The sequence below is a fragment of the Streptomyces sp. NPDC005963 genome (assembly GCF_040638655.1).
Classification (GTDB): domain Bacteria; phylum Actinomycetota; class Actinomycetes; order Streptomycetales; family Streptomycetaceae; genus Streptomyces.
Genome location: NZ_JBEXVD010000018.1, coordinates 85,849 through 105,465, shown reverse-complemented (window position 1 = coordinate 105,465; position 19,617 = coordinate 85,849). Strand labels below are relative to the sequence as shown.

The 19,617-nt window shown below is 70.3% G+C and carries 15 protein-coding genes; 12 read left to right on the top strand and 3 right to left on the bottom strand.

Annotated elements, in window-relative coordinates; translation table 11 throughout:
- The first annotated feature begins 399 nt into the window (after positions 1-399).
- The 6 genes from ABZ348_RS23045 (at position 400) to ABZ348_RS23020 (ending at position 9,543) form a co-directional block, all read left to right on the top strand.
- Positions 400-1,368 (top strand): RNA polymerase sigma factor SigF, encoded by a 969-nt coding sequence (locus tag ABZ348_RS23045; RefSeq protein WP_358935891.1) that lies wholly within the window; start codon positions 400-402, stop codon positions 1,366-1,368.
- A 170-nt stretch (positions 1,369-1,538) separates the two neighbouring features.
- Positions 1,539-2,810: a DegT/DnrJ/EryC1/StrS family aminotransferase gene (locus ABZ348_RS23040; protein ID WP_358935979.1), complete on the top strand. Its 1,272-nt coding sequence runs from the start codon at positions 1,539-1,541 to the stop codon at positions 2,808-2,810.
- Complete coding sequence (locus ABZ348_RS23035; protein WP_358935890.1) at positions 2,803-5,103, top strand: oligosaccharide flippase family protein; 2,301 nt, start codon at positions 2,803-2,805, stop codon at positions 5,101-5,103. The genes ABZ348_RS23040 and ABZ348_RS23035 overlap by 8 nt, the downstream gene beginning before the upstream one ends.
- Positions 5,104-5,219: 116 nt before the next feature.
- Positions 5,220-8,009, top strand: coding sequence for a hypothetical protein (locus ABZ348_RS23030; protein ID WP_358935888.1), 2,790 nt, complete (start codon positions 5,220-5,222; stop codon positions 8,007-8,009).
- A complete protein-coding gene (locus tag ABZ348_RS23025; protein WP_358935887.1) occupies positions 8,006-8,449 on the top strand; it encodes a hypothetical protein in 444 nt (147 codons plus the stop codon). The genes ABZ348_RS23030 and ABZ348_RS23025 overlap by 4 nt, the downstream gene beginning before the upstream one ends.
- Before the next feature lie 5 nt (positions 8,450-8,454).
- The gene (locus tag ABZ348_RS23020; RefSeq protein ID WP_358935886.1) at positions 8,455-9,543 is read left to right on the top strand and encodes a glycosyl hydrolase; all 1,089 of its coding nucleotides are present in this window, start codon (positions 8,455-8,457) and stop codon (positions 9,541-9,543) included.
- A 94-nt stretch (positions 9,544-9,637) separates the two neighbouring features.
- Here ABZ348_RS23020 and ABZ348_RS23015 read toward each other — a convergent pair whose 3' ends face one another.
- From ABZ348_RS23015 to ABZ348_RS23005, 3 genes are read right to left on the bottom strand one after another with little or no spacing between them, the layout of a single operon-like run.
- Positions 9,638-10,453: a polysaccharide deacetylase family protein gene (locus ABZ348_RS23015; RefSeq protein WP_358935884.1), complete on the bottom strand. Its 816-nt coding sequence runs from the start codon at positions 10,451-10,453 to the stop codon at positions 9,638-9,640.
- Entirely contained in the window at positions 10,450-11,739 is a 1,290-nt protein-coding gene (locus tag ABZ348_RS23010; RefSeq protein WP_358935882.1) for a glycosyltransferase, read from the bottom strand. Before ABZ348_RS23010 ends, ABZ348_RS23015 begins: the two co-directional genes overlap by 4 nt.
- Positions 11,740-11,787: 48 nt before the next feature.
- Positions 11,788-12,804: a GNAT family N-acetyltransferase gene (locus ABZ348_RS23005; protein ID WP_358935977.1), complete on the bottom strand. Its 1,017-nt coding sequence runs from the start codon at positions 12,802-12,804 to the stop codon at positions 11,788-11,790.
- A 534-nt stretch (positions 12,805-13,338) separates the two neighbouring features.
- Between ABZ348_RS23005 and ABZ348_RS23000 the strand changes: the two genes are divergently transcribed.
- From ABZ348_RS23000 to ABZ348_RS22975, 6 genes are all read left to right on the top strand, one after another.
- Positions 13,339-15,480 carry an ATP-binding protein gene (locus tag ABZ348_RS23000; protein WP_358935880.1) on the top strand — a complete coding sequence of 714 codons (2,142 nt, stop codon included), beginning with the start codon at positions 13,339-13,341 and terminating at the stop codon, positions 15,478-15,480.
- A complete protein-coding gene (locus tag ABZ348_RS22995) occupies positions 15,477-15,923 on the top strand; it encodes a roadblock/LC7 domain-containing protein (RefSeq protein ID WP_358935878.1) in 447 nt (148 codons plus the stop codon). Before ABZ348_RS23000 ends, ABZ348_RS22995 begins: the two co-directional genes overlap by 4 nt.
- Positions 15,920-16,279 carry a DUF742 domain-containing protein gene (locus tag ABZ348_RS22990; RefSeq protein WP_358935876.1) on the top strand — a complete coding sequence of 120 codons (360 nt, stop codon included), beginning with the start codon at positions 15,920-15,922 and terminating at the stop codon, positions 16,277-16,279. Before ABZ348_RS22995 ends, ABZ348_RS22990 begins: the two co-directional genes overlap by 4 nt.
- Entirely contained in the window at positions 16,257-17,033 is a 777-nt protein-coding gene (locus ABZ348_RS22985; protein WP_358935874.1) for an ATP/GTP-binding protein, read from the top strand. Before ABZ348_RS22990 ends, ABZ348_RS22985 begins: the two co-directional genes overlap by 23 nt.
- Positions 17,034-17,035: 2 nt before the next feature.
- Positions 17,036-18,334, top strand: a complete 1,299-nt coding sequence (locus tag ABZ348_RS22980) for a cytochrome P450 (protein WP_358935975.1) — start codon at positions 17,036-17,038, stop codon at positions 18,332-18,334.
- Positions 18,335-18,413: 79 nt separating this feature from the next.
- The gene (locus tag ABZ348_RS22975; protein WP_358935872.1) at positions 18,414-19,571 is read left to right on the top strand and encodes a glycosyltransferase family 39 protein; all 1,158 of its coding nucleotides are present in this window, start codon (positions 18,414-18,416) and stop codon (positions 19,569-19,571) included.
- Positions 19,572-19,617: the final 46 nt, after the last annotated feature.

Below are 19,617 nucleotides of genomic sequence, written 5' to 3'. Positions count from 1 at the left end.
TGAGCTGCGTCACCGAATACCGCCGTCCGTTGTGCGGCATCGGGCGTGGCGTGTGCCACGACCCTTCGCCGCCGCCCGCGGCCCTTCGCCGTGAGTCCGTGAGGCGGCGGGGCGTCGCATGTCGGGCCGGTGGTTCCCGGTGCGGAACCACCGCGACGTCATGGGACTCGTCACGGCGGCTCCCCTCGAACATTACGCCTCCTTCACGGGGCTCGGCCAGCAGGACTTCCCAACAAACCAAGCATTTCGAACATTTGACACTTGCAACGCCCCCCGGGGAACGGGTAGGTCTGGAAGGGACCGCGAGAACCAACCCCCACGACGGCTTTGGAGGCGCCGCTCACCGCAGCGCATGTAGAGGCATCGGCAGCCTTGTGCCGAGCACGATGGAGGAGACCCATGTCAGCCCCCACCCCGAATACCCCCAGCCACCCCGACACACTCGCCGCGCCCCGCGTCAGCACCGCCCTGGTGGAGCTCCCCGGACGACCCGCCCGGGCCGAAGCCGCCGACGGCGCGGAACTCGACGAGGCCGAAGCCCCCGTGGCCACGGAGATCGGCGGCACCACCGGCACCCCCCCGTTCGACGAGATGGCACCGCTGGACGCGCGAGCCCTGTCGAAGACCCTCTTCGCCCGACTGGAGCGCCTCGAAGAAGGCACCTACGAGTACGCGTACGTCCGCAACACGCTCGTCGAGCTCAATCTGGCACTGGTCAAGTTCGCCGCCTCCCGCTTCCGCTCCCGCAGCGAGCCGATGGAGGACATCATCCAGGTCGGCACGATCGGCCTGATCAAGGCGATCGACCGGTTCGACCTCGACCGCGGCGTCGAGTTCCCCACCTTCGCGATGCCGACGATCGTCGGTGAGATCAAACGCTTCTTCCGCGACACCAGTTGGTCGGTCCGGGTCCCGCGCAGACTCCAGGAGCTGCGCCTCGAACTCGCCCGCGCCGGCGACGAACTCTCCCAGCGGCTCGACCGCGCCCCGACCACCGCCGAACTCGCCGCCCATCTGGGCATCGGCGTGGACGAGGTCGTCGAGGGCATGGTCGCCAGCAACGCCTACACCGCCGCCTCCCTGGACGCCCAGTCGGACGGCGAGGACGTCGGCGACACCGAGGGCACCCTCGGGGACCGCATCGGCTACGAGGACCACGGACTCGAAGGCGTCGAGTACATCGAATCCCTCAGGCCGCTGATTGCAACCCTTCCGCCACGGGACCGTAAAATTCTCTCCCTGCGTTTCGTCGCAAACATGACACAGTCCGACATCGGCGAAGAACTGGGCCTGTCTCAGATGCATGTGTCGCGACTGCTCTCCCGCACCCTTGCCAAGCTGCGCAAAGGGCTCACACTCGATGAGTGAGCACCCCCCTCACCACCTCCCGAGACAGGGCCTTTTCCCCCGCGGAAGGGGCCCTTCCTCGTGTTGACGGCGCTGGCCGGATCGGTTCCCATTGAGCCCGCAACAATGGGGGGACAATAATGGCTCTTGGGGAGGGCTGCCCGTCCGCGTACTCAGCACTGGAAGAGCTGATGCGCCGACGCCTGGGCAGAGAATGTCTGTATGTGCCGTCATGCCGTTTGGGGCTCTACATCGCGCTGCGCCACTGGTGCCCGCCGGGCGGACGGGTGTTGATGTCGCCCGTCAACGATGACGTGATCTTCTTCGTCGTCCTCGCCGCCGGACTGCGCCCGGTGCAGGCTCCGCTGCGCGCCGACGACGCCTCGATCGACGTCGACGCCGTGCCCGCGTCCGTGTGGTCCGGTCTGTCCGCCGTGCTCACCACCAATCTGTACGGAAATCCCGACCCCGCGCCCGAACTGCGCGCCCGCTGCGACCGACTCGGCATCCCCCTCCTTGAGGACGCCGCACACGCCATAGGCAGTGAAGTCGGCGGCCAGCCCGTGGGAAGCTTCGGTGACGCGTCCGTCTTCAGCCTCTCCAAACACACGGGAGCCAAAACGGGCGGCTTCCTCGCCGTCGCCGATCCGGCGCTGAGAGGGACACTTGAGCGGGCCCGGGACGAACTCCTGAAGCCGACCCGGCTGACGGCGGAGTTGGCCTACGGCCTGCGACCGTACGCCGAGGCCGGTGTGCGGGGACTACGGCTCACGGGAGCGGCCCGGACCGCCCTGAGGCTGCTCGGCCTTGAGGAGCGCGAGGACATCCGAATGGCACTGCGGCCCGGCGAACTCAAGGACGCCGTCGCAGTCGCCCCCGCGCTCGACGACTTCGACTCCTGGATACGCGTGGACATGCACGACTATCGACTCAGCCCGGGCGGAATGCGCCTACGGCGCACCGAGCGCCTGCTCGACCGACTGCCACCCCGGCTGACGGCCTGTCGCCGCGGCACGGAACGACTCGCCGCCTCTCGCTGGGCGGCCCCCCACTCGGGCCCCCACCAGCCCCTCTTTCGCGTACCGCTGCTCGTGGAGGACCGGACGGCCGCCATGACGGCGCTCGCCCGACACCGGATCACCACCGGATACCTCTACGACCCGCCGCTCGACACCTATGCGGGGGAGGCGTTCACCGACCCCTCGCCGTCGCCCGAGAGCGCCACGTACTTCGCACGGCACGCACTGCCCGTCGACCCGCTCCGCGCGGACCAGGTCATATCGATACTGCACCGGTCCGGCATACGACCGGCGCCACCCGCTCCCGACCCGGCCGACGATCAGGCGCCCTCCGGCGACACCGGCCGGACCACCGAAGTGGCGACGGGCCTACGGAACACCGCAGCGCCGCACCCGAGGACCGCGGCGGGACATCCCGCCTCCCAGGGCGAGACCGGTGGCTGACATCACCCGACTGCGCAAGCCGTCCCAACCCGGCTCCGGGGATGCCCCGGACGATCCGGGCCCGTACGACGTGCACGATCCACAGCCCCCCGACGCGGCTGCGGGGCCGGCCGAGGGAGAGCCGGCGGCGGAGGGCGACGGCGGTAGCGGCGACTCCATGTTCCGCAACGCCTACATGCTGATGCTCTCCACCGGAGTCTCGGCGGGACTGGGCCTCGGCTTCTGGCTCGTCGCCGCCCGCTACTACAGCAAGGACGCCGTCGGCGAGGGCTCAGCCGCCATCGCCGCGATGCGACTGCTCGCCTCCATCACGGCGACCACCATGATCGGCGCGGTGGTGCGGTACGTGCCACGCGCCGGACGCGCCACCGGACCACTGGTGTGGCGCACCTATCTGGCCAGCTCCCTCGTGGTCTGTCTGGCCTCGGTCGTCTTCCTCTTCACGCTCGACCTGTGGGGCCCCTCCTACGAACCCCTCGACGGCGTCGGGCCCGGTCTCTTCTTCATCGCGGCCTGTGTCGGCTGGGCCCTGCTGACCCTCCAGGACGGAGTGCTCACCGGTCTGCGCAAGGCCGTGTGGGTACCGGTGGGCAATGCGGTCTTCTCGGTCGGGAAGCTCCTGCTGCTCGCCGCACTCGCCGCCACCCTGCCCGTGCTGGGGATCTTCGTGTCCTGGGCGGCGGCCATGGTGCTGTCGGTGCTGCCGCTGGCCTGGCTGATCTTCCGCAAGCTGATACCCCAGCAGGCGGCTGCCGACCGGGACCGCGAACCGCCGCGGATGAAGGAGATCGGTCGGTTCCTCGCCGGCGATTCGGTGGGTTCGCTGTTCTCACTGGCGATGATCAACCTGCTGCCGGTGATGGTCGCCGTCAACTTCGACGCCGAACACAACGGCTTCTTCTACATCGCGTACACCGTCGGCGGCACGATGGAGTTCATGGCCATCAACATGGCCTCCTCGCTCACCGCGCACGCCTCGCACAGCCCCGAGACGCTCGCCGCGGGCGTCCGCGGAGCACTGCGCCGGATGGCGTTGCTGCTGGTGCCGGTCGTACTGTTCCTGGTCCTCTTCGCACCGCTGATCCTGGCGCCCTTCGGGGCCGCGTACGCCGAGAACGGCACCACCGTCCTCCGGCTGCTGGCCGCCGCCGCACTGCCCCGGGTCGCCGTCGAGTTGTACATCGGCGTGCTGCGCGTCCAGGGCCGCACCGGAATGCTCGCCGCGCTCCAGGGCACCATGTGCGCGCTGGTGCTGGGCAGTGCCGCGATGCTGCTCGGCCCGGTCGGCATCTCCGGCGCGGGCTGGGCGATGCTCGGTTCGATGCTGCTGATGGCCGTCGTCTCCGCACCCGGTCTGCGGGCCACGCTCGTCGGCCGTGAGCCCGCGCCGTCGCGGACCGCCAAGGTGCTGGGCCGCCTCGCCCGCTCCCTGCGCAAGGACACCGAGCCGGACGTCGAGTACGGCACCAGTTGGGCCCGCAAGGCCGCCGAGCGCCGCGAGGCGGCGGCGGAGGAGTACGCCAAGGAGTACGGCGAGGACTGGGCGCGTCAGACGGCGTATCTGCGCGGTGTGCACGACGACACCGCCACACCGGCGTTCGGCATCCCCATGTACGTCCCGGACCGGACTGCGCAACAGGCGACGCAGCAGCGGACGGCCGCGTCCCAGGTGTCGGTCAGCGATGTGGCCGAGGGTCGGATCGCGCTGACGCTCTGGCTGCTGCTGGGGTTGGCCACCGTACTGTTCTGGGTGCCGCTGTTCCGGGCCCCGGACGTCACCGGGGGCGAACTCTCCGGGACCGAGTTGATGAAGGCGCTGCCGCCCATCACCCTCACCGCGGGCGTGCTCCTGATCGTGGTGCACAGTGCCGCGCTCTCGCTGCTGCGCCCGCGCCCATGGCTGTTGGGCGCCGGAATGCTGGCGACGTTCGCCGCACTGCACAGCGCTCCGGCGGTGCTCGGCTGGGAACCGGAGCCGGTGGAGGGCGCGTGGTACGAGACACTGGCGCGCTTCCTCGCATCGGCCGGGGGGATGGAGAGCACCGAGCCCCTGTTGCGCTGGCTGCCGACCGTCTGCCAGTTGTTCTGCCTGGTGGCGGTACTGGCGCTGGCACGTGGCCTGGCGCTTCCGGTACCGGCCCAGTGGGGGGTCCTGTGGCTGCTCGCAGTGTGTGGTTGGGCACTCCAGCGCCCGCTGGCACCCGTGGCACTGCCGCTTCAGCTGATCCTTACCTGTGCGGCGTTGGCACTGATCTGGATACGCGCGGCGCGTAGAACGCCGTCAAGGAACTGAGCTACCTGGGGTGAACCGTGCAACAACCAGCCACTGACAGCGGGAAATCCGTGGCGCCCCCTGGCGAGCGTGTCCCTGACGAGCCCGGTGACGCCCCCGTACAGGACCAGTCCACGATGGCCCTGTCCGTCGTGGATCTCCGCAAGGCGCAGAAGGCGTCGGCGGAACGGCACGACGAAAAAGCAGGTGTGGCACGAGAAGCAGGTGTGGCACGAGAAGCAGGTGCAGCAGGGGGGGCGGCAACAGAAGCGGAGGGCAACCCGAAGGCGGAGGAGCAGCCGCAGGCGACCCCACCCGCATCGGCGGGCGACCGGTCCGGATCGGGGAAGGACAGCTCGGATTCGGCGGACGACCGGCCGAAGTCCGCCGACGACCGGTCCGCGTCCGGAAGCAGCCCGTCCCAGTCGGTTACCGGCCGGTCGGAGGGAGTGGCCGCCGAGGAGCGGCCCAATGAGTCGACCATGGCCCTGTCCGTGGTCGACCTGCGCAAGGCCCAGCGCGCAGCCGCCCAACGGAAGCCGGCGGACACCGACGAGGAACGCCCCAACGAGTCCACGATGGCGCTCTCCGTCGCCGATCTGCGCAAGAAGCAGCGCGCGGACGCCGAACGGAAAGCGGCGGACACGGGCGACGAACGGCCCAATGAGTCGACCATGGCGCTCTCCGTCGCCGATCTGCGGGAGGCGCACAAGGCGGTTCAGGAGGCGGCCCGCCAGCGGGCGGCCAACCGGGCGGGAAGCACCTCCTTCGACAAGCCGCCCGGAACGTCGCCGGGGAAGTCGCCCGGGAAGTCGCCCGGGAAGTCGTCGGACGAGTCACTGAACGAGTCGACGCTAGCCCTCGCCGTCGCGGACCTCAGAATGGCGGAGGCCCGGAGGGCGGCGGCCGGTACCGGCTCCGCGCTGGACGACCAGGCGACCATGAACCTGTCGGTGGCCGGTCTACGGGCCGCGGTCACCGAGCGCGTCCGCTGGCCCCAGCTGCTGAAGATGGCGGCTCCGCTGGTCGTGGGGCTGGTGCTGTGGGCGGTGGCGATGGCGCTCACCGACCCGTCCAACCTCACCGACTACGGGCTCGTGCCCGAACTCCCCGTGATCTTCTGGGTGGGGCTCGCCACGCTGACGGTCGGCTTCTGGGTCGTCGTACGCGATCCCCAGCGCAGCAACTGGTGGCCCTTCGCGTACACCGTGGGCCTCTTGGTGATGGAACGCGCCACGCAGGCGGTCGTCTATCCCACCCCGCTCTACGCCTGGGCGTGGAAGCACGACGCGGTCATCGACCACCTGATCGACGCGGGTCGGCTCCAGCGCGGTGCGGAGCTGGGCGACATGGCCGTCTATGACCAGTGGCCGGGATTCTTCACGGCGCAGGCCGCGTTGGTGAAGCTGACGGGCGCGGAGACCGCGGCGTCCTTCATGGCGTGGTGGCCGCTGTTCTCCAGTCTGCTGCTGCTCGCCCCGCTGCTGTTGATCTACCGGACCTTCACCCAGGACCGCCGGCTGATCTGGACCGCGGTCTGGCTGTTCTACGTCGCCAACTGGGTCGGTCAGGACTACTACTCGCCCCAGTCGCTCGCCTTCGCCCTGCACCTCGGTGTCATCGCGGTCGCCCTGCGAAGGGCGGAGCGCAGGGCGCCGGGACGCCGCTCGCGACAGATGGTGTGGACCGCGCTGCTGGTGCCGTTGATCGCGGGCATCGTGATCGCCCACCAACTGACGCCGGTGATGCTGGCCGTCAGTCTCGGTTCGCTGCTGTTGATGCGGCGCTATCGCGACTGGACGCTGCTGATCATCCTGATGTTGGTGTTCATGTCCTGGAATCTGACCGCGTCGCTGCCGTTCCTGAAGGAAGCGGTCCCCGACATGATCAATTCCTTCGGCAAGGTCGCCGACAACCTGGAGCGGGGCTACGGCTCCAAACCGACGGGTACGGGTGCGCTGGTGGCGTCCTGGGCCGCGCGGCTGCTGTCCGCGGCCGTGGTCCTGCTGGCGGCCGTGGGTCTGGTGCGGGGCGGCAAGCTGTTGAGGCATCGGGCCCGACCGCTGCTGCTGCTGGCCGTGATGCCCCCGATGCTCGCCATCGCCAACGGCTACGGCAGCGAAATGATCTTCCGGGTGTTGATGTTCATGCTCCCGGCGCTCTGCTTCTTCGCGGCTGCGGCCCTGTTGCCGGTGCCCAAACCGCTGGCGGCCGAACCGGCGGGCCAGGGGCGGCCGACCACCGTGGGGGGTCTGCGCTACGGCGTGGTGCCCGCCGTGGTGCTGGTGGTCCTGACGGCACTGTTCGTACCCAGCTACTCGGGCAAGGACCGGCTCAGCTACTTCCCGCCGGAGGAAGTCGCCCTGGTGCAGGAGCTGTTCGACCAGGCCCCCAAGGGCTCTCTCGTCGTTGCCGCACATCGGAACTATCCCCTCGCGTACGATTCGTACTGGGATGTCGGGCACTACTGGTTCCTCGACGATGCCAAGACGCACGTCGACAAGATCGTCAAGGATCCGGCCGGCACCCTGGCGTCGGACATGGGGGGTGTGGAAGCACCGGGCAAGGCGTACCTCCTGCTCACCCGGGGCCAGATCGCCAACTCGGAGATGAACGGCATGCTCACGGGGGACGATCTGCGTCGCATCGAGCGTTCGGTGGCCGCATCGCCGCTCTTCAGGGAGTTGGGACGCAACAGCGCGGGTGTCTTCTTCGAGCTCAAGCGCCCCGCGACACCGCCGCCAGCCAAGGACACCAAGCCGGCGGACAGCAAGCCGTCGGACACCAAGCCGGCCGAGGACACGGAGGACACCGCCCGGCGCAAGGCGACCGAGGACACAGAGCAACGCAGGGACACCAACGACAGCGAGCACAGCGCGGCCGGTTCGACCGATGCCGCCGCCGGCCTCACGAGGAGGACTTCATGAAGCACCGCCCCCTCGCCATCCGACTGCTGACTCCCGCCGCGGGCCTGGTCGCCATGGGCGCCACCGCCCTGCCCGCCGCGTCTCCGCTGCGAATAGCCCCCGTGGCCCTGTTCCTGGCGGCAGGTCCGGGCTTCGCCGCCCTGCGGATCTGCGGCCCGGCCCTCAACCGCAACCGTGCGGTCGGGCCGGCGGAGAGTTGGGACCGGAACTTCGAACGGGACTCGGACCGCATCGAACAGTTCCTCCTGGTCATCCTGTTGAGCCTGAGCGCCAGTGTCATCGTCGCCACGGCGTTGATCGCGCTCGAACTCTTCAGCGGCTTTATGGTCCTGGCGCTGCTCACCCTCGCAACCCTGCTCGCCGCCTGCTGTCCGCAGTTGCCTCCCACCATCGGAAGGCACCGGTCGGCGCGCGTGGCATCACCGCCTCGGAAAGGCTGAACTCTGTGACGGAACCCCGACGCCCCGAGCCTGGGGCGCCAGGCATTCTTCGCAGGCCGCACGGACGACGAAAGCTGTGGACCCTGTCCGCGGCTCTCGTCGGCGTGCTGCTCGTGGGGACCCTCACCCTCCAGAACACCATGGCGGACGACTCCAAGTCCTCCGCCGCCGTGGACCCCAAGTGCAGACCGACCGAGCTGTTGGAGCCCCGGTGCGGGGCCTGGTTCGGCGCGTACGTCAGACACGAGAAGCCGGACCTCGAAGAGAAGGTCCTGGCCTACGAGAAGCGCATCGACCGCAAGTTGGACATCGTCTACGCCTACCACGACATGTCCACGGACGGTCTGGAAGGCCAGTTGCTGACCGAGCAGGAGAAACGCGTCGGCAAGGAACGGATGCTGCTGCTGTCCTGGGAGAGCAAGTGGTGGGGCGGCACGCCGCAGCAGCAGCCGAAGTGGCCCCAGATCTCCTCGGGTGCGCTCGACCGGACCGTGATCGACGTCCAGGCCAAGCGGATCAAGGCGTACGGAAAGCCGGTGTTCCTCTCCTTCGACCTGGAGATGGACACCCGGACCCCGGCGGAGGGCACTCCGGCGCAGTACGTGGCCGCGTACCGGCACATCCACGATCGGTTCCGCGAACTGGGCGTCACCAATGTGGTGTGGACCTGGATCATCACCGGCTACGAGGGGCACAACAAGCTCTTCCCCCAGCTCTACCCGGGCGACCGGTACGTCGACTGGATCGGCTACAACCAGTACAACTACTACCGCTGCCACGAGGCGCCGTGGATGACCTTCGAGCAGACGCAGAAGGCGGCGCACGCGTGGATCCGGAAGAACCTCTCCGCCACCAAGCCGTTGATGCTGTCGGAGTTCGGCACGGCGGACGATCCGTCCAAGCCTTCCGCCCAGGCCGACTGGTACAAGGAGGTGCCGCGGGTGGTGAAGGAACTCGACGGTGTGAAGGCGGCGCTCCAGTGGAACTGGCGTGACCCGGGGCCCCACTGCGATCTCTCGCTCGCACGGGACGAGTCGTGGAAGAGCCTGAAGAAGGCCGTCTCCGACCCGTACTTCAACCAGCCCAGGCCCTGACACCGACGGGACCAGCAGCACAAGGGGCCGGGCCGCGCACTGCGGCCCGGCCCTCGCCCTGACCGTGGTCGGGACCCTGCGCTGTCGACGACGTCTAGCCTGCGAAGACCGGGCCCTTGATCGCCGCACGGGCCCTGCGGAACAGCCGCCACCCCACCGTCTGGAGCGAGTCCGGGAATGGGGCCATCGGCGCTCCCCTGCCCTCCATCCACTCCTCGACGTCCTGCACCGTGTGCGTGCACCGCAGGATGAGACGGGCGATGCGGTACGCCTCGTCCCGCTGGGAGCTCAGGGCATGACGCACCGCCACCGCCGAAACGTATCCCTCGTGCAGGGCGGCCTTGCGCACTCCGCGGCTGTTGTACCCGTGGGGGTACGCCAGATGTTGCACCTCGTGCCCCAACACGTCTTCCAACACGGCCTTCGACTCGCGCAGCTCATGGCGGAGCGCCTTGCCCGGCAGGGTGTCCAACTGGGCGTGGGTGACGGTGTGGGCCCCAACCTCCATGCCGTACTGCTCCAGGAGCGGTGTCTGCTCCAGCGTCATCATCGGGGCGGGCGGCAGCAGGCTGCGCCGGCCCGGGGTGATCGCCCCCGTGGTGAGGTAGGCCGTCGCGGGGAGCGAGCGGGAGGCGAGTGCCTCCGCGGTCGGCCCGGGCAGATCGGCGAAGCCGTCGTCGAAGGTGAGGATCACGGGCCGCTCGGGCAGCCGTTCGCCACCCGCGAGGTGGGCGGCGAGGGCGCTGACCGTCACCGGTGTGCGCCCACTGGCGACGATCGCATCCAGCTGTGCCTCGAAGTCCTTCGGGGTGACCGTGAACTCCGCGATCCACTCCGGTGGATCGTCCATGACGGCGTGGTACAGCAGGACGGGGATATGAGGCGCGGTCGCCTCACCGCCGTCGTTCATCTCTGCTCCTCTCTGTCCCACGGCAGGGATACGCCGCGGACCCGACGCCGGGCCTTCGCGTACCCGATGGGGCCCGCCAACATGCCGCGGCGCTCCAGCCGTGAGAGGTGGCGCGGCCAGGGGTAGTCCTGGGCGCCGTGCGCGCCCGGGACGGCCGCGTCACCGGAATCACGGTGAGCCGTGATCGTACGGGCATGGGCCAGACCACGGGGTAGTTTCCGGAGCAGAGAAGGGAGCATGGAGGGGCGTCGGACGAGGGTCGCGGTGAGGAAGGCGGTGAGCCCGGCACCGTATCCGTACGCCTGGTTCTTCAGGTCCTGCCAGGTCTCGCGGTGGTGGTGCCACACCAGCGCTTCGGGCGAGTAGCGCAGTTTGTGACCGGCGGCGAGCACACTGACGAAGGCGAAGAGGTCATCGCCGCCGCGGGCGGGGGTGCCGGTGCCGGTGGCGGGGTCGAAGCCGCCTGCGGAGCGCAGCGCGGCGGCGCGGAAGGCCATGTTGGCGCCGGAGCCGAAGCTGCCGGCGGTGAAGGGGAACAGCGGTTCGTCGGCGGGCGGGTCGGCCGGGTCGTACAGGCGCGGGGCAAAGCCCTTGGCGAAGCCGCCGTGGCTCTCCAGCAGGATCTGGGCGGGAGTGCCGAGTTGGGCGGGCAGGATCAGCCCGGTTGCACAGCCCAGCGCCGGGTCCGCGGCGAAGGGGGTGGTGAGTGCGGTGAGCCAGTTGGGGTCGGCGATGACGTCGTCGTCGGTGAAGGCGAGAACTTCGCCGGTGGCGACCGCGACTCCGCGGTTGTGCGCGATGGCGAGGCCGGGGACCTCTTCGCGGGCGTAGCGGACCCGGCCCTCGTACTTCTGCTCGATCAGGTCCTGGGTGGCGCTGGTCACCGGTGCGTTGTCGACGACGATGACCTCGAAGGCGGGGTGGTTCTGCGCCAGGAGCGAGTCCAGCGCGCGGGCGAGCGAGTCGGCGCGCTCGCGGGTGGCGACGATGACGCTGGTGCGCGGCAGCGGGCCGGGCGCGGTGAGGATGGGTTGTTCGGGGGCGGAGCGGGCGAGCAGGGCCCTGGCTTCGGCGGCGACGGCGTCCGCCGCGTTCTTCCCGGGGGCCACCCGGCACACCACGGTGGCCACGGGACGGCCGTTCAGCCGCACGAGCGCGTAGACGTCACCGCTCCCGATCTCGGCGCCCGAGCCCAGCGCGGGACGGAAGTCGAGTACGGCTCCCTCGGGTCCGTCCAGGTCGAGCTGAGCCACCTGGATCGGAGGCAGCTTGGGTGGGTTTTCCATGTTCGTCCTTGCTTGTGTAAGACCTGCGGCCGGCGAGGGAACCGACCGTCACGTGCGGCGCAGTTTGCCGATGCGCGTCAGCGCCTGCTGGGCGAGTCCGGCGAGCTTGGGCCTGTCGCGGACGAAGCCGTGGGCTCTTCGCGAGGGCTCCCGGCTCACCCAGTACAGGGCTGCTCCGGCCCCCGGCCGGGTGGAGGAACCCTCGTGGACGCGCAGTTGCCCGGTCTTGAGGGAGTCCTTGTACTCGGCCGATCCGCGCCCCATGTCGAGCATCCCGATGCCTTCCGCCGCGGCGGCTTCCGCCATCCGCAGATGCAGTATCAGCCCCGGCGAGTACTTGGCGAACTCGGGATCGTACGCCGGGAACCAACAGGAGAGCACGGTGGACGATCGCAGCCCGAAATGGGCGGCTATCGGGCGGTCTTTAACGTAGAGGACGGAGAGCACTCCGGAGCAGCCGGGCGCACGGGTCTCGTGGAGGAGTTGCACCAGGGTGTGGATCCAGTCCTTGGCGAACCGGTCGCGGCGCCCCGTCCTGCGGTACTGGGCGGACTTCCACTCCATGAGGGTGCGCAGCATGGCCGGGTCGCGCTCGTCGAAGACGAAGCGGACCTCGCCCACCTGCCGGCCGAGCTTGCGCTCCTTGGCCAGGGTGCTCTTGAGGAACTTGGGCGACTCGCCGCGGAGCTGCTCCTCGTAGGCGGCGTACCCCTCGCCCACGTCGATCACCGGCGAGTCGAAGCCCTCGGCGACGGCCGGGGTGAAGAGTTCCTGGCCCTCTTCGAGGTTGTCGAATTCCCAGGCCGACAGGGAGCAGGCGCGCAGCAGATCGCGTGCGGTGATGTCGAGGCCGGGCTTGAGCACGGCGCCCTGGCAGTCGGAGACGCCGAAGCCGATGGCCCTGCCGTGGCCGAGCGCGCCCCGCTCGTAGGGGAAGAATCCGGCGTCCTCGCCGTCCTGGCGCAGCACGGCGACCCGGGCCGCGGGCCGCACCCGGCCGACGGTGAGGGTGAATTCGGGCTCCATGAAGGGGCTCGCGGGCAGGCCGGTCTTGGCGCGCAGCATCCGCCAGGACTCGATCTGGTCTTCCCCGAGCTGTTCGGGTTTCACCACTCGGATGCGGACGCCCTCGTCCTGGGCACCGCAGTTCTCAAAGCCGCTCAATGTGACCCCCCGGTCCCTCCCCTTGAGCCCATCTCCAGGGACGGTACCGGCAGGGGGTCAGCGGGGGAGCGAACCCCGGCCATCTTGTGGCGGATTCGTGAAGAATCGGGGGGCCAGATACACATGGTGTTCATGTTACTTCTGGGGCCTAGCACGAATCCGTGCGCAGCGCAGCAACAATCTGAAGTGAGTTGGCCAACTGATATTCGCGGCCGCTCCGTTGATCGTAGGATTCCTCACGCTCCCCGATTCTCCGCGGGAGTCCGGTGTGTCCTGGTAGGGCTCAGTCTTCGTGAAGGGCTCGGTCTTCGTGGTCGTGGTCTACAGAGACATCCTGTCGAGCAGGGCTGGATCGTCATGGTGAGCCGGGCACCTGGCGCACCTCACTCCACCGGCTCATCCGGCACCGGACCCACCGTGTGGTGGCCGCCCCTCATGGGCTTGGCGGCCGTGATCACGGCCTCGGCGCTCACCGACCTCTACACCCGCGCGGAACTCGGGAAGATACTCGCCTGGGCCTGCGCCGCCACGGCGGTCCTCGCCCTGGCGTGGACCCTCCATCTGATCCGGTTGCTCCGGCTGGAGCGCTTGCGACGGCGGGCGGATCAGCGCACCTCACAGACGCGCGCCGATGAGGTGACCCATCTCGTCGAGGTGCGCATCCCGGCGATCGTGGCGTCCCTGCGGGCGGGGGCCAGGCCCGATGCGGAGCCCGGCCCGCTGGCCGGCGCCGACGAGGTCGGCCAGCCCTTCACCGACGCGCTGGAGGCCGTGGTCGAGGCACTCGGCTCGGAGGACGCGGTACGCAGGGAACGCACCCTGCGCGACTCCGTGCAGGCCGCCTTCGAATCGGTCGCCCGGAACATGCACGCCATGGCGACGGTCCAGCAGCAGGTGTTGGACCGGGTCGAGCAGACCATCGAGGACCCCCGGCTGCTGGCCGAGGTGATGAAGGCCGACCACGCGGCGGCCCAGATGACCCGCAAGGCACAGACCCTGCTGGTGATGTGCGGCATCTGGCCCGCGCGGCGCGAGGTCCACCCCGTCTCGCTCTACGACTGCGTGCGCGGGGCGCAGTCGCGGATCGTGGAGTTCCCCCGGATCGAGGTCCACGGCGGTCAGACGCTGTACGTGGTGCCCCCGGCGGTCGAGGGCCTGATGCACACCATCGCCGAGTTGCTGGAGAACGCCACCGTGTTCTCCCCCTCGCGCACCCAGGTGGTGGTCACCATCCGCGAGGTGGGGGCCGGTGCGGTGGTGGAGGTCGACGACGCCGGGCTCGGGATGCCGCCGGACGTGCTGACCCAGTCGACGGCCCGGCTCAAGGACGAGCTGGACCTGGCCAACCTCGGTGCCGTGCCCCGGCTGGGCCTCGCCTGCGTGGGCCGCTGGAGCAGGGAGTTGGGCTTCGGTGTGGAGCTGACGGGCACATCGGCGTACGGCGGCACCCGGGCGGTGACCTTCGTGCCCTACCGGCTGCTGACCGAGCCGCTGTCGCACTTCTCCGACGGACGGCACCGGGGCAGCGTCCGCTTCGACGACACCACGGCCCGGGAGCACTCGGGTCGGGCTCCATGGCCCGCGCCCGGCTCGGCCCCGTCGACCGCAGGGCAGGCCGACGGTGTGAACATGGGCGCCGCGTACGCGGGACGCGGAAACAGCGCTACGGAATATGCCGGAGTGGGCGCGGACGGCAGCCAGTACGGCGGTACGCAGTACGCGGAACCCTCACCGAGCGCTACGGAGTACGGCGGGATCGGCCGCCCGAGCGACCCCGCGACGGGCGGGACCGAGGACCCGTCCGACGCCGTGTACCGGGCCCGGGGGCGCAGCACGGCGTCCGCCGCCTACCACAGCCAGGTCAGGGCGGCAGCCGCGTACCGGGAGCGGAAGGCGGCCGACCAGGAGGACGTCTCCCACGGTTACGAGGAGCCGTCCGGCCGTGGGTTCGTGACCCCGCCGGCCGACGGGTCGATCGGGGGTTCCGCCGCGTACCGGGAGGCGGTCGCGGCCCAGGCCGCCGCCGCCTATCGCGGTATGGTCCAACCTCCGGTCTCCCCCCAGGGCACGCCCCAGCACGCAACGGCGTACCAGGACGGGCAGGGCGCGGCGCAGCACCCCGGCGCCCACCAGGCCCAGGGCCGGTCCGACACCCGACCGACCGCGGCAGCCCGCACCGACGTCCACCAGACGGGTGCGCGGGTCGAACCCGGACGGTACGGCGGGACCCAGCAGGGCAGTACGGCGGACACACCCCTTCGCCCTCCGGGCCTGCGGGAGAGCGCCCGGCAGAACCAGGGCCAGGGTCAGACCTCCGTCCCGCAGCCCCTCCCCCGGCGACGCAGCCGGCGCGGGGCCGCCGTGGAGGCAGCCGCCCAACAGGCCCTCCAGCCGCAGCCGTCCATGCCTCAGGCACCGCCCGTCCCGGCCGACCGGCCCGCATGGACGCCCGAGGCGGCACGGGCGTCCATCACCAGTGTGGTGTCCGGCTCTCGTCGCGGTCGCGCGGCCGTCGCCGGCGTCGCGCCCTCCGAGCACCCTTCCGAACCCAATCCGCACCATGGAGGCCGGCTGTGACCGGGATCATCACCAGACTTCCCGACCTGGGTTGGATGCTCCGCCCGTTGACCGACATCCCCGGTGTCCGACATGCCGTCGTGGTCTCCGAGGACGGGTTGCGGCTCGGGCACGTCTCCGCCGAGAAGCTCTCGGGTCCGGTCCCCGCCCTGTCCGTGGCGGAAGCGGAGTCGCTGGCCGCTGCCTGCGCCGCCATGACGATGACCGGTCGGTCGACCGCTTCCCTCCTGTTCGGCCGGGGCGCGGGGGTGCGGCAGTTGATGTTGGAGTCCGAGCACGGCTTCGTGCTGTTCACCCATGCGGGGGTGGGCGCACACCTGGGCGTGGCCACCGAGACGGACGCGGATGTGGGCCTGGTCGCCCAGCAGATGCAACTCCTGGTGGCGAAGATCGGTGCACACGTGGGCAGCCAGCCACGGGATCCGGTGATCGACTCCTCATGACCGACCGTCCGGAGCACCGGACCCCCTCGGCGGTACGCCCGTACGTGATCACCCTGGGACGCTCTCAGACCGGCGCGGCACCACTGGACTGGGAGACGCTGGTGATGGCGACGGACGCCGCATTCCCCGCGTCCCTCCAACCCGAGCACCACAGGATTCTGACGTTCTGTCAAGGTCTCTTGTCGGTCGCCGAAGTGGCCGCTCATCTCGGTCAGCCACCCCCGGTCGTACAGGTCCTGCTGTCCGACCTCGTCACCTGGGGGCTCATCGTGATCCGCCCGCCCATCCCGCCGGCCGAACACCACGATGTGACCATGCTGAGAAAGGTCCTCCATGGCCTCGAAAGCCGTCTCTGACGCCCAGGACGGGGCGTCGGGACACGAGCAGGGCCCGGGCACGGCGCCGGGCGCGCGATCCCATGCTCCGGCCGGGCAGCCGGGCGGTCCCGGCACCCCGGGCGCACGGATCGAACCGGGCCGCCCCTGGGGGCCGCCCGCCGAAAGCACCCCCGCCCAGGGAGGCATCTTCGTCAGCCCCACCGTCACCGGCTCCGCGAAGATCCTGATCGTCGGCCCGACAGGCGTCGGCAAGACCACCATGATCGGCACGGTTTCGGAGATCAAACCGCTCTCCACCGAAGCGGTGATGACCCGGGCCGGCGCACTCGTCGACACCCTGCACTCCCCGGGCAAGACCACCACCACCGTCGCCCTCGACTTCGGCCGCATCACCGTCGACGGCGCCCTGGTGCTCTATCTCTTCGGCACCCCCGGCCAGCAGCGGTTCCTCCCCGCCTGGCGCGACCTGGCCCGTGGCGCCCTCGGCGCACTGGCCCTCGTCGACACCCGCGACCTCGCCGCATCCTTCGACGCCCTGGGCAATCTGGAGGACCTCGGACTGCCGTTCGCGGTCGCCGTCAACTCGTTCCCCGACAGTCCGCCCTACCGGGACGAGGAGTTGCGAACGGCGCTCGACCTGCTGCCCGAGACCCCCTTGGTGCGCTGTGACGCCCGCGACCGTCGCTCGTCGGTCGGCGTGCTGATCGCCCTGCTCACGCATCTCATCAACACGGCCCAACCCACCCCACCGGCCGTCACGGAGTCCTGGTGACCCTGCCGCCGTCCTCCGCGACGCCCCCCGGGCGGCCCCGGCTCCTCGGTCGCTGTCCGGCGGTCGCCCTGTACGGCCCCGAGTTGGACGGGGACTCGCTCCCCGCCCTGTACGAGCAACTGCGACGGGTGCACGGCCCGGTGGCCCCGGTGATGATCGCGCCCGGAGTCTCGGCCTGGCTGGTCATCGGCCATCGCGAGGTCCTCCGACTCACGCGCGAGGAGCAGGACTTCTCCCACGACCCCAGGCGCTGGACCCTGCTGCGCGAGGGTCGGGTGCCGCCCGACTCGCCCCTGCTGCCCATCGTCGGCTGGCGTCCCGCCCTGCTCTACACCGACGGCCAGCAGCACCGCCGGATGCGCACCGCCGTGTCCGACGCGCTCGCCGCCGTCGACGGACACGCCCTGCGCCGTACCGTGCAGGGCGCGGCCGAGGCACTGATCGTCTCCTTCGCGGATCGCCGGGAGGCCGATCTCGTACCGCACTACGCCCGTAGACTCTCGCTCCAGGTCCTGACCGGGCTCCTGGGGCTCGACGACCGCAACGGCCAACTCCTGGCGCAGGCCATCATGGGAGTGATCGTCACCAATGCGGACTCCATCAACGCCAGTGGACGCATGGACTCCATCCTGCACGAGTTGATCAAGGAGAAGCGGCGCCGGCCGGGAGGCGATCTCACCTCGGCGTTGCTGAACCATCCGGCGAACCTCACCGAGGACGAGGTCCTGCACAACCTGGTCGTGATGTTCGTGGCCGGCCACCAGACCACGGTGAACTGGATCACGACCACCCTGCGGGTCCTGATCTGCGATCCCGGGTTCCGCTCCTCGGTCAGCGGGGGACACCTCAGCGTGGACGACGCGCTGGACCTGGTGCTGTGGCGGCATCCGCCGACGCAGAACGTGCCCGCCCGCTACGCCACCCGGGACCTGGAACTCGGCGGCCGGCACATCCGCGCGGGAGACATGCTCGTCCTCGGTCTCGCCGGGGCGAACCAGGACCCCGAGGTACTGCCCGAGAGCGGCACTCCCGTCATCGGGAACCGCTCGCACCTCTCCTTCGGCGCGGGCCCGCACATGTGCCCGGCGCAGGACCCGGCCCGGCTGATCACCCGGACCGCCGTGGACACCATCCAGCACCGGCTGCCCCAACTGGAACTGGCGGTACCGGAATCGGAGCTGGCCTGGGTGCGATCGCCCTGGAGCAAGGGACTCGCGGCACTGCCGGTCCGCTTCGCCAAACCGCAACTGCCCCATGCCCCCGAGCACCCCGAACGGTCGGCACCGCCACAGGAGATCTGACGCCCGAGCGCCCGGGGAGGACTCCGCAGCAGGTCACAGCGGTACGGGCCCCAGGGGCTGTCGGTAGGCTGAACGGGCCATGCCGACCCCCCTGCCGTCCCTCACCGACCCGCCCGCACAGGGCTCCGTGCTCCGCACCGAACCTCCCGCGTCCCCGCGTCGGGCGCTCACGCTGTTCGTCGCGGTCAAGGCGCTCTGCCTCGCCGTCCTGTTCCTCTGGGCACACCTCGCGGACCGTGACGCGTACACCCTGCTCTCCGCGCGTTGGGACTCCCTCTGGTACGTCCGGGTCGTCGAGCACGGCTATGACTTCACCCTGACCGCACCCGACGGCCGGGTCCTGTCCGACATGGCGTTCTTCCCGCTGCTGCCCTGGCTGGAGGAGGGGCTGTCCGCACTCACCCCCCTGGGTCCTGCGGATGCGGGCGTACTGATCAGTGCGGTCGCGTCCATCGCCGCGGCCTGGGGGATCTTCCGCGTGGTCGACGCGGTGTACGGCGAGCGGGCCGCCCTGTTCACGGTGGCGGTCTGGGGTGCGCTGCCGGTCGCGATCGTCCAGTCGATGGCGTACAGCGAGTCGCTGTTCACCGCCCTGGCCGCCTGGGCGCTCTACGCGGTGCTACGACGGAACTGGCTGCTCGCCGGAGTGCTCGCCGCACTGGCGGGACTGACCCGACCGGTGGGTCTCGCGGTCGCGGCGGCGCTCTGGGTGGCCGCGCTGCTGGCCTGGAAGACGTCGACCGACCGCCGTCGGCTGGTGGCCGGGATGGTGCTCGCCCCCCTCGGCGCGGGCGGATACGTCCTCTGGGTGGGGCAGCGGACCGGAAGCCTCCTCGGCTACCTCGACGTCCAGGGCGCCTGGGGCAACGGCTTCGACGGCGGGATCGCCTTCGCCCGCTTCATCGGCGAACGCCTCTTCAGCCCGGCCTTCCCGGCCGGACTGGGACTGCTGGCGGGTGTCGCCCTGGTGGGCTGGCTGTTCGTGAGGGGCGTACGGCAGGGACAGCCGCCGGCCCTGCTCACGTACTGCGGGATCGTGGTGCTGCTGGCACTGTGCTCCTCCGGGTTCTTCGGCTCCAAACCCCGTCTGCTGATGCCCGCCTTCCCCCTGCTGATCCCGCTCGGACTGGCCCTCGCCCGCACCAGAACCGCGGTGGCCTGGTCCGTGGTGGCGGGGGCGGCAGTGGTGGCCGCGGTGTACGGCGCGTTCTGGCTACACGGCTCGGGCCCGCCGTAGACGCGTCGGCCCGGCTGCGAACACCACCCTGCTGACCGAGACTGGC